Genomic DNA, 12,270 nt, shown 5'->3' with positions numbered 1-12,270 from the left:
ACTTTATTCTAGCGTTCACATTTATGTGGTTAGTAAGGTGCGAAGTAGAATAGATAAACAAGAGCCCATACAAAAATTTGGTTAAAAAAAGAGTGAACCTGCAATTTAGGTTCACTCTTTTCTTCTTTATATGGATGGTAGCCGATTGTTAGTGCCCCTTCATCAATTCTTCTTTTCGGGTTTCGTATTCTTTATCAGAGATCTTACCTTGCTGTTTTAAATGATAAGTATACTGGAGTCCAACTTAGTAAACCCCTTTTCTCCTGTTAGCACCTATTCTTTTGTAACCAGAAAGTATTGAGTGGGATTCAAAGAATATTAAAACTTGCCATCTTGATAGTATGCTTCCACCTTAACTTTCATACTGCCTTGGCCAAACTCTTTTGCTTTTACAGTTATAGGGACAGTCGCATTTTCCCCTTCCTGGACTTCAGTTCATTCAGCAAGGATTTTTTTCTCTCTTCGCTATTCTGGATGACACTTGATGTTTCCACGACAGCTTTGGCATGCACTTCGGGGTTATTGAATTTCACATGTAGGTTCCATTTAATTTGTTCTGACCTGAGCGGTTTCTCGATTTCCTCGAGATTAGCTGAGATCGGTAGCAATCACATCCATGGTTGCTACGGGTCATTGCTATTACCAATTTCACTTTTTATACTAAAAAGCATTACTCAAAAAAGCTGTCGAGAATTTCAAAACAGCTTGTAACAATTAAATGCTTTTGTTTTTTTATACAAACATTTCATTTATTAATTGATCTATCTCTTCTTGAGGAGGTAATTCATTTTCATAATAAGTACCTAGTCTTTCTAACATTTCCAAAGATGGGTATTTTAGGGTTTTTAGGTCTGAAACATTTACTTGCGTACTTCCACTAAAAGTTCTAAAGTAAAAATCTACCAATGAAGAGTTTAGATACAACGTTAATCCTTTTGCTTTATTGCGGCTTAATAAACCCTTCTTTCCCGTATGGAAATAATTCACTTTATTATCGAATGCAACTTTAAATTTACCTATATATTGACTATCGTACACTGCTGCTATGATTCTCTTTTTTTCTTCTTTGGAAGAGACTCTTTTTACTAATACATAGATACCCGGGGGTCTCAGGTTATTAAAATTGGATTTGTCCTGAATAAGATAACCTGGCTTTTTACTAATAATTGGCCATTTTATAAACCCATTAAAAAAGTGTTCCGGATATATAAGTGGTATTGAAAATTGCGTAGATTCAAATCTTAAAAGACCTGCTTTTTCTCTAAAATCAACAACAGGACCTGTTGAAACTGTGATTCCTAAATTTTCTAAAGTACAAGGTAAAGAGTGCATTTTTTCTACTAATCCTAAGTCATCTTCTTTATTTAATCTAATTATCTTTTCCTTATCATTAGGAAATACTACATTTTCAAATTTCTTTTTTATCTTTCTTATTTCTGAAAATTCAACATTAACGCTCTCAGTTATGGTTATATTATGATTTATTGTTTGCGCATTTTTAGTTAAATACATGATAATAGTTTCCTGCAAAACATTATCATAAAAAATGTCCTTTCTTGAATCAAATAAATGTATCCACTCAAATTTTATTTTTTCAAGAAGATCACTCCTAAAGCTTTTAAAATATTGACCGTTACAAAAACTTCTTGGTGTAATACAAACAAGTTGTCCTTTGGATTTTAATAACCTAAGAGAAAGTGACACAAATGCCGCATAATAATTGGGAACTTCAATCTTTATACTCGATAATAGCCTCTTTTCCTTGGTGTTAGTATTTAGCTTTTTGTATGGAGGGTTAAGTATTATGTAATCATAAAGGGTTTCTTTTTTTTCGTGTATTTCATCAATTGTGTAACTAATAAAATCTTCATTTTTCAAAACAATTTCTAATTGTATCCTATGTTCATGACACATTTCACTAGAAATCTCCATATTTGCTCTCAATTCATCAATAATCGTATTGTCAATCTCATATAAAATAACCTTTATTTTTTGGGGCTTTACTTCCCAACTGCATACATAAGCTATAAAAGCTGCGGTTAAATTTCCAACTCCTGCACCCGCATCCAAAAAGTTTATTTCTCTTTTCTTAACAGGTTTAAACATTGAAGCCATAAAGTAGGCAATCCCCATAGGAGTAAAATATTGTTCATTAAGTTGCTTATTTCTTTCTTGGGCTCTATTAATACTAGTATTGTTAGAACTTTCATCAATTTCTCTTAAAAAGTCAATTACCATTTGGATAACCTCCACAAAGCCTATTATATAATAGTTAAATTACACTTCAATAATTTTCTGTTTCCAAATAGGGTTACAAAAATTCGAAGGTTGTTTATCACATAGGTAGCTAAAAGTAAATTCTCCTTTTCATCTTAATATTTCAATATGTCAATTTAACACAAACAATAATGAGTTAGCCAGAAAGATAATTTTAATCGACTTAAAAAAGTTAGAGTTGATAGAACCTTTGAAGCACCTATCAAAATTAATCGCAGTCGGTTTTTTCATATCAAACCATACGTCTGTTATACTTACAGACCAATTAATTCTAGAAAAGACAAACAGGTGCAGGTACGATAGACAAATGAAGCCTTGTTTTATATGCAGTTTTATACTTTAAATTTATTATTAGCAATAAAGTGTTTGATAAATGAATAGCCATCGAAAGGTTAACTTCAATGGCTTTTTTAAAAATAAATTTATTATGTTAAGCGCTTCAACCGACCATAGTCAAATGCATTAAGTATTCAACATTCAGTAGACTCCTGAAAGTCTGAGCTGGAGTAATTAAATGTCAAAAGAAAGGGTAAGAGGTTTAATATTTATATAGTGATGTCAGTAAAGTGACTAAAAATTGCAGACCTTCACATCTGGACGCCTCAAATGCATTCATTTTAGCACACACCACCTTTTATTAATCCTGTCACTCCCTCGATATTATATAATTTCTTTGAATTTCTTAAGATTACTTTTCAACTCATCCTCTTTTTCTATTTTTATAGTATACATATTATTAGTTTTTATAGGATTACTATCAATGTAAATATTAAATCTATTAAAATATATTTTATTTTTATCCTTCTCAAAAACCAGTATCATTACGGGAATCTCAAACTCCTTCCATTCCTCTGCTTGTTCAACTGGAATTCGAATTTGTTTTACTCCATTATTGAAATCTAAGCTTTCTTCATAACGAAAAAAAACCTTAATACTACGTTCATTTATATTTATTTCATAATCTAAGTCATATTCAGAGTATACTTTTTCAAGATAAACATTTTCACCATCAAATACAGAATTAAATGTTTCTTCAAAAGCCTTTTCATATTCTTGATCAATATCATCAATCAAATTAAAATACGGACCTTTCCTTTCATCTTCAAGTCCAGCCAAAACTGATAATACTTCGGTTAATTCATGCTGTTTAAACTCAGATAATTCCTTAATGTTTTCTAGTAACCTTTTTCTTTCTTTAATTTTTTGATTTATTTTTTGTTGATATCTTGCCCTAACTTTCCGAATTCCTCTATGAGTTTTCTGATTTAACTTAAGAATATTGACGTAGTCTTCTCCTTCGTCGGTTACAGGAATTAATTTAAATTTTTCATTCATTTCTTCACTTACATGTTTACCATAAATATCATCATGACATGGATCCAATAAATGTCCTTTCCAATCATCACTTTTCTCCCCATTACAAATATGGCAAGAGTAATATAAGTTTTCATACTTATCTATATAAGGATCTTCTGGAAACTTACTTCTTGGTTTAAAGTGATCAATCTCAAAAGATTTAAAACCATGAATACTCTCTGCCTCATGAGTCATGCAATAAGCACACTCGTAATTAAAATCAATGCGTAAATATTTTTTACAGGCTTTGTTGTTATAATTGTAATATCTTTTTTTTCTTATATGCTTTGGCACTTTTATTTCATCCTTTATGTCTATTACTAATTATAGACTCTAACTTATCATTTACACTTTTCAACAAGTCTAACTCTTGACCTACTTCTACTTCCCTTCTTTCTATGCCACTTTTTATATACTCTGCTGTTTCACTATTTGTTTTCCTTTTATGAGCTCTTTTTATTCTAGAAATAATCTCATCAAAACTTTTCACAAATTCTTTTTTCATTATTGTTTGATCAAATTCACCAAGTAATTTTTTTTCGTACCCATCGAACTCAAAATTTGTTAATAATAGGAGATATATATTAGAATCCTGTTCCCTTATCTTTTTGAGTACCTGGAATCCATCATAAGACACACCTTTTTTATCTAAATGGTTATCAATTATGACAAAGTCTATATCTTTTTCACATATTAAATCGTAATACTCATCAGGTGTTTTAAATAATTCAACTCCTTCAACTTCAATACCTTCATCTTCAAAAAAACGTCCATAACTTTCAATATTATCTTCTTCATCTTCAATATATAGACCCTTTATATTCATTAGTCTTCATCCTTTGGAAATAATATGGTGAATTCTGCTCCACCGAGATTATCTGAATTCTCTACTGTTATTTTACCCTTATATCTGAAAATTATATCTCTAACAATACTTAGTCCTAATCCTATACCATTTTCTTTTGTAGTCATAAAAGGAGAAAATATAAATTCTTGCTGGCCTTCTTTTATTCCTTTACCATTATCAGCACATTTAATCACATAAAAACTCTCTTTTTCTTGGCAGGATAACCTTACCTTTTTGTTAGCTGTTTGTTTAAGTGCTTCAAAAGCATTAGTTAATAAGTTAATGATTATTGACTCAAAGTCAATTTGATACATTTTAAAGTTGCTCTCAAAATGGTCTAAGTCATAATCAAGTTCAATATTCTGTGATCTAATAATATTATTATAAGTAGAAGCTATTTCCTGAATGGTTTTTCTAAAATCAACGCTTTCCATCTGCGATCGTTTTTTCTTTGTAACAAAGTTGACAATTAATTCGCTATAACCTTGAACCCTTTCCATGTCACTACTTATTTTATTGTATGCACTTGATATTCCTGGTTTCTCTTCTAACAATACAGACGGGTACCATTTTTTTGTATATGCTATATCAGTAATTATCCTGTTTATGATATCGGCAGTTTCATGTCCAAATGCGCCTGTTAAAATGCCTAAAGTAGCTAGGTTTTTATAAAGACTTAATTCTCTTTCCTTATCATCCAACTTTTCAACAAATATTTTCTTTTGCTCTTCTTGACTCTCTTCGTTGATTTTTCTTTCCTGAAATAATCTGTTTTTATAGAATAAAACGTCATTTTCCGACTGATTTTTTATTTCATTAGCAATATTAGCTAATTTTTCTATTTGTTCTTCTTCATTTTTCGCCCGTAATATCTCTTCAAGTCTTTTCTGTTGTTCTTCAATTCCTCTTCTTCTTGCTTCTTCATGTTTTTCTTCCTCTTCTCTCCTCTTCTCCTCTTCTCGTCTTTTTCTCTCTTGCTCTCTTTGAATATCATCTTCACGCTTTTTTTGAAGATACTCTTCTCTTCTTATCTCTTTTATAAAATTCAAACAAATTTGCACAAAACTTCTTAAGTCATAAAAAGCATCATTTTCTATAATTTGTTCTCTATTTGTAGCGTCTATTAACAAAGGGTTGTTTTCTTCTGTAATATTCACCTTACCTATAACTTGGTTATTCCCAATTAAATATCCATGAGTATCTTTTACTTTTGTTTGGTCTAATAATAACCAATCATTACCAGGTGAACCATATGGTTTAACATGGAATCCATCTCTATATACTTTAACCCCGCAAAATTCATCTAAAATTGCCCTGGCATGGGTAAGATTAAGTATTTCATTGGTCATGTTTTTTGAATCTCTCACAAAAAAATACAACTCTAGGTCAAGCTCACCACAATGAAGCGGTTCCTCAAGTGGAAAGTGCGTGTTTATTTCTTTTCCACTTTTTCTTTCACTGTAATTCAACGAGATATTTTCACCGTTCCTATCTAACTTACATACTAATTTAGCATATGCAACCTCTAAAACATCGTTGACTATTAAGTTATTGTCTAAATTAAATTCATCAGCTACTAATATAGGCTTAAAAGAATTTTCATCTAAGAAATCAGGGGCAACTAGTAATCTTAATTCTTTCTGAATTTTTGTGATATCCCTCTGAGTCCAGGTATCTCTTAATCCCTCTAATACCATAATTAGGCCAGTTGAATTCTCTTTTTTTAATTCTATTTCACTTTGGAGATTTTCAATTTCGTATATATAATCATCAATTTCTGAAGGATTCAGAATTTCAAGATCATGTTTAATATCCTCAATTCTAACTTCTAATGACTTATACTTATCAATCAGTGGCAGAAGATTGTCAGATAGGGAATTAATGAGCTTTGTATTGTTTAAGAATATACTGTAGTCAAAACTACTACTTCCCAATAGCTTTGTCTCTATGTATTGTTTATCTTCCTTATTAACTTCAGGACTAATTAAAAGGTAGTCAAGATGAGACTTTAGATACTTAGCACTTTGCACATCATTAGGATTATGTTTCAATAAAGCAAATCGCTGTTTCAGCCCAACAGAATTCATTTCTTCATAATTATTCCAATTTAAAGTGAATTTAAATGGTGCTTCATCACTATTAAATGAAAAAATCTTCACCTTCTCTGCTAGTCTCTCTACAGCGAACCTACCAATCCCCTTTTTCCCAGCAAACTTTCTCCCTTTGGGGCTATGAGTATCTCTCACTTTATTATTAGTCCCTATAACCATCCATTTATCTTCTACATCTTGCTGGGACATACCACTACCTGTATCGACTATTATGATTCGTCCATCTTTTCTTTTAACATTGTCAAAAACTATTTTTATTCCTTCCGCATCAGCATCGTATGCATTTTTTATTAACTCAACCAAAGCAGTAATATAGTCGGTGACAAGTTCACGCCCTAGTTGGCCTATATGCCTTGCGTTCACCTTAAAATGTATGTGCTTTTTCATATCCATATACTCCCAGCCTTTCTAACAAGCATCTTTTCATAAAACATATTTATATAAATCAAATTCGATTTCACTTAGAATGATATTACTTTCCTTGACAATTTTACCATATAGACTAATTTTATTAATATCTCTAAAATAGTTTCTGTATCACTTCATCATAAGAAATAAGGAATTACAAATTAGGAAATTATTTAACAAAAGTTTTTAAATTAGCTAGAAAGTTTGCAAATAAGGATAAAAAATAAGCATAAGGTTAGGATTATGTACATAGTTTCAAGAATTATGTATAAAAGTCATTAGTACAACTAAAATGGGCTCTAAAAAATTCATTTAAACAAAACAAAAGACGGGGCTAATTTACCTGTATCATTATTTTTTAATTAATAGTTTTTATTGTTTTTAATAAGATATTTGCAAAACAAACCCCACCCCAATTTCATGAGCAGCAATAATAACCCATACGTTAAGATCTCGGTATTTTGTTAAAACCCATACTCTTTAACTCGTTAAAGAAGCTATCAATAAGCAACAAACGGTACACTAAACATAGTATTTTTATTAAACAGTCATCTAATACTATTGTTAAAACAGTTCTATCCTTCCACAAAGCTATTTAATATATTACAGATTCTAGCATTATATTGAAAATCCCTTCTAAAAATTGATAAAAACAACTTTCTCCATATGATACTCCCCTGTATACTACTCCTCCTTAAACATAATAAGCTGGTCAGTCGACAACTCGCTCAAACTGATCCGATTGATTGCCACATAATCCATCAGTGTCAACAACAAGTATCGCCTCTTGCTGCCAACGAGAATTATAATTAGCGCCTCCAGCCTATCTACATCCCTAGCGTCGCTATGTTGGTGTTGTTGTTCTCTAAGATCTCTTCTTTCTCTATGTTCTTAAGTCTGTATGCAGATTCTCTCCCCACATGACTCACAACCTTTTCGCCGTACGAATACATTCTGGAATCAACTCTATCATCAAGCTGTTCATCCCCCGGAATCATCACACCATCCCCCTTTCACAAACACCCCTATCCATTTCAAATAATTAACACAGGCGAAATTTTCGTCGGCCAAACATAAACACATACCCATATTCATACATCTCCGACTCCAACCACTTAATCAAACGTTGAATCCACAAATTTCAACACTTGTAAATTTTTTCACAATCTTAAACCGCATATCCTCCCGAAACTTCCGGATCGACCTGATATACTGCCACTCCTCAAGCACCACACAACCAACCTGAACCCCGCCCTTGTACATGGCATCAACAAAATCAACACATATAGGGGAAGCTTCTCCAAGATATAAAATGTATCCCAGTCAACCATTCTTTGTTTTATTTTTCTACTTTCACTCATTTGATTCACTCCTGATACATTTTGTGTTCAATTTTTATATAATGAGGTTAGCTGGGAAAGGATACCCTTAGGTGATTTTTTAATATAGTCGGTATAAAGGCAAGTTTTTTCGCACAGTTTTTAATTAAATGATTATCGCCATGATAAGTAAAATAGAAAGTTGGAGGTATGTCTTTACCTGAAAAATAATTAAAAAGGGTGAAAAAATAGTGATTATTTTATTATTGAAGAAGATTTTCAAGATCTTATAAAAATAAAAAAAGCTCTTTTTCCCCTGCAATGTAGTGTTTTTATGGGGTTAGAAACTTCATTTATTTAATGAATTGTAATTAAGAATGGTATATTAACCAACAGAAGTAAACCTCATTCCCGCCATCTCACTACTGAGAGTCTAACTCAACTATCCTCAAATTAGATTCATAGGTAGACTATTAGAAGTACCCTCTCAGAGAAATTAGAGTGGCAAAAAAAAAGCAAGTTAAATTATCCTTGGGCTTGAATCAAATATTTAGAATAGACTTCCTTTACATTAAGGTCTATTCCACAAAGACTCCTTAAATTGAATTAGATATTAGGTTAAGATTATTCATTCTTTCCTCTATAGCTAAAAGTGAAGGATAATATTTTTTACTTAATGGTAAATTGATTTTTTTGTTATGGAAAGATTGATAATAAGCTGATTAAACAGAATCATTAATTTTAACGATGTAGTTCTTGTTTATTGTTAATAGACCTTTGTCAAAAAGTTTATCAATATCAGTTCTTAGTAAAAGACCGTTTTGAGGATGATGGCTTTCTTCATTTTTATAGGCTTGTATATGTGCAGCCTCTAACACTGCTATTAAACTTTCTCCCGTAATGCAGCATTTATTAGAATAGACATATAACATTTTGTCTCTAAAATCAGATTGCTTTAACCTAATTCTAATAGTAGTATTATTAGGTTTAGTTTCTTCATCACTATAAGCATCTGAAACTAATTTAAAATCTTCACTTTTTTTATTAGTAATTGGTTCAATGTTCAATCCGTAAATTGTATTTACTAAATCCAGAGAAACAAAGGTGTATAAAGAATGGGCAGGTGTTAAATAACCATTATTATTTTGTTTAGGTACATTAAAATTTTTCGAAAGCTCTTCTAAAGCCTCTTTTTTTATTTTATTATTGTACATCTTATGTTTAAGATAAATGTTTTTCACTAGAGATAACTTACCAGATTTCACAATTAACTTAGGATTTAGAGTTAAGTTAAACGCTTCCCCTATTATTTTCACCCTAGTACCGACGACTTGAGGGGTTTGAGTACCTATGTGCATACCTATACCAACTTTTTTTACAATATATTCACTTTTAACAATGTCTTCTTCAATTCTTTTCTTTCCCTTTCCGTTCTTAGTTTTATAAAGAGTTTGCTTATGAGCTTTTAGGATAAGATCAATACATCGTTCGCTTACTTTAAGAGATCTTTTAGATTTGTCTTCGTCCGTTAAAGTAAGCACATTAAGCTCAACATTAACATCAGTAATCTTTAAGTTGATTATTTCACTCTTATTAACTCCTTCAACACCTTCAAATAATAGTTGAATGATAACTGCATCTTGTGGATTAATGCATTTATCTACTATTGTACTAACCTCAACATCTGTTAAGTATTTTTCAATTGATACAAATACTTTCAACCATGTTGTTGAAAAAACAGTTTCCAAAGGATTGAAATCTATGTAGTGATTATTAACACAGAAGTTCAAAAATGAATTTATAATCTGAATATAGGATCTAGCTGTGGGTAATGACTTAAAGTTAAAGGAAGAGAATAATGTTTCAAGTTCATATAAATTAAACATATGTAATGTTTTATTTATTCTTTTTTCTTCATCTCTACAATAGGTGAATAAGATTTTTCGATATAACTTTTCAGTATCATACTCATAGTTTCTCAAGTATTCTTCTTTATATATATTTTCCACATGATTCCCCACCCCACCAGTTGTTTTTTTAAAATAAGTAACATCACTTTAATCCTAATTATCACTAAGGTAATTTTAACATATATTTCCTTTTGTTATATATAATAATTAGACATTAGATTCTCGGTCTTATGATGCTTCACCATAACTTGAGCTTTAATCGTTCTGTTTTTATTCTGATAGATAGCAGTTTTCACTAGAAATTCTTGCTTTTAAAGGAATACCTATAAAGAACCATGTGTCTAACAAAATACAATACACTCACGCCCTAATCTATCCAAACGACCCTTCCGCATAACAAAAACGGGGTCAGACCCCCAGCTCAGTTTCTGACGATATGAATCACCAGAAAGATCTACACATTTATGAGGTTTGGGAAGGTGCGCGGGAGAGCTGGATTGAACATGAACTCCCAAAACCGTATCGTAAAGACTATGAAGAAACGCTCGGTAGCATGATTGAAGACCGTATTGTCAGTTGGCATAGGCCCATTGGAGAGTGGGGCGGGAATGTAACGGGTAAAAAGTTTTAGGTACTCAGATAACTATTCGTCATCTAAGATAAATGATGTAAGTCAAGTGTCCAAAAACCACAAAAAGGGACAAGGCGGCCGCCTTGTCCCTTTTTAACACTATTCGCAGTGAACCTAAAACACTCTCTCACCTTATATGTGCTAGTTCCTCCGCTGTTCTTATCTAAGCACGCAATAATGCTCCATTCGGCTCTTTTAACTCCTGCTCCACTATTTGATTCACCTTAGAGAAGTGGTCCAGAAATTGTTGTGCCAGCTCTTGTTCCTCCGTGTCACTTTTCAATGAAACGATGTCGCGCAGAATCTGAGCCATCCACGAATTATCGAAATAACGGAACTTACCTGTATTCCATGTCGTTTTTTGAGGGGATTTTTCATTGACATAGTACTTCCAAAAAGGCATCTGCTTCGATTCCTCGTCTGTCAGTTGGAGTCTGTAATGGGAATGGGCAGGAATATTTCCATCTTCACAAAGTTTACCGATGAAATGATCCTTCACCATATAGACACCTAATATCCGTCTGTCTTTTTCAGGCATGCCGGGATCGACCGCTGTCAACAGGACCGCACTGTTTTGGTGTAAGCGACTGGGTTTGTTTGGCTTACCCTTATTAGTACCACTTTTTATTTCACCAGAGGAAACCGTCCAATCTGAAAAGGAGCTACTTTGTTCTTCTGTATCGCACCTGTAAACCATCTGCGATTCGGGATGAAGTTTATGATTTTTCATACGTTTTTCATGACCCATTCGAATCTCCTGGTGTTTTCTTTGCCGTGCCTTTTCCTCTTGCTTCTGCATTTCTTCCTCTTTGCGTTCCATTTCCTGCTCGTGTAATATTTTTTCAAGTGAATTGGCAGCACTTTTATCATGTAGTTTCAAGTGCTGTCCAAATACATCAGGGTAAACAAATTTTTTATTTTCCGTGGCGAAATGTATTTCAACTACCGTATCATTATGATCAACGATACTTCCCATACCAAACCGCTCATGTGTAACTTTCTTATTGATTAAATTCAATATATTAGTCCTCCTTGTATAATAACTCGGGTACTATTGCCTGAAAAGCTCACAAAAACTGTTTGGATTTCCCTTCGGAATAAATAAGATATTTAACTAAACGTTCAATAAAAAAAATCAACAGGTGATAATTATAGCATTTTTTTGATAAAAATACAAATTCTGTGTTGACAACCTATTTTATTGCGAGGTAAAATGTAATTTTGTTTAAATCTTGATGATTGGTACAACCCTGCGTTTTTGGTTTTTCTCTTGTTAAATGGGGACGGATCCCATTCGATTTTTTCAATTTGGAAAAGTCCACTTTCAAACTAATGACCTTATCAGCCATTGATGATATAGATTTGAATTCTCTACACTCATCCAAGTGCTCGAACCAGAGCCCTCCGTTTG

General features: G+C 32.1%; 7 protein-coding genes. All 7 read right to left on the bottom strand.

Translation table 11 applies throughout. From position 1 onward, the window contains the following. Positions 1-732: 732 nt before the first annotated feature. The 7 genes from CN378_RS03490 to CN378_RS03460 all read right to left on the bottom strand — a co-directional run bounded on the left by CN378_RS03490 (position 733) and on the right by CN378_RS03460 (position 11,877). Positions 733-2,238 (bottom strand): Eco57I restriction-modification methylase domain-containing protein, encoded by a 1,506-nt coding sequence (locus CN378_RS03490; protein ID WP_098350545.1) that lies wholly within the window; start codon positions 2,236-2,238, stop codon positions 733-735. A 699-nt stretch (positions 2,239-2,937) separates the two neighbouring features. Continuing rightward, positions 2,938-3,927 (bottom strand): HNH endonuclease, encoded by a 990-nt coding sequence (locus CN378_RS03485; RefSeq protein WP_098350544.1) that lies wholly within the window; start codon positions 3,925-3,927, stop codon positions 2,938-2,940. A gap of 7 nt (positions 3,928-3,934) precedes the next feature. Further along, positions 3,935-4,459: a response regulator gene (locus CN378_RS03480; RefSeq protein ID WP_098350543.1), complete on the bottom strand. Its 525-nt coding sequence runs from the start codon at positions 4,457-4,459 to the stop codon at positions 3,935-3,937. Beyond that, complete coding sequence (locus CN378_RS03475) at positions 4,459-6,978, bottom strand: sensor histidine kinase (RefSeq protein WP_179884799.1); 2,520 nt, start codon at positions 6,976-6,978, stop codon at positions 4,459-4,461. Before CN378_RS03475 ends, CN378_RS03480 begins: the two co-directional genes overlap by 1 nt. Before the next feature lie 848 nt (positions 6,979-7,826). Further along, a complete protein-coding gene (locus CN378_RS22510) occupies positions 7,827-7,997 on the bottom strand; it encodes a hypothetical protein (RefSeq protein WP_179884798.1) in 171 nt (56 codons plus the stop codon). 1,043 nt (positions 7,998-9,040) lie between these two features. Beyond that, positions 9,041-10,327 carry a phage lytic cycle repressor MrpR family protein gene (locus CN378_RS03470; protein WP_098350541.1) on the bottom strand — a complete coding sequence of 429 codons (1,287 nt, stop codon included), beginning with the start codon at positions 10,325-10,327 and terminating at the stop codon, positions 9,041-9,043. A gap of 695 nt (positions 10,328-11,022) precedes the next feature. After that, positions 11,023-11,877: a malate synthase gene (locus tag CN378_RS03460; RefSeq protein ID WP_098350539.1), complete on the bottom strand. Its 855-nt coding sequence runs from the start codon at positions 11,875-11,877 to the stop codon at positions 11,023-11,025. Positions 11,878-12,270 lie beyond the last annotated feature (393 nt).

It is taken from the genome of Bacillus sp. AFS015802, from assembly GCF_002561455.1.
GTDB lineage: Bacteria > Bacillota > Bacilli > Bacillales > Bacillaceae_B > Rossellomorea.
The sequence above is the reverse complement of the archived record's forward strand: the minus strand, read 5'-3'. Positions and strand labels throughout refer to the sequence as shown.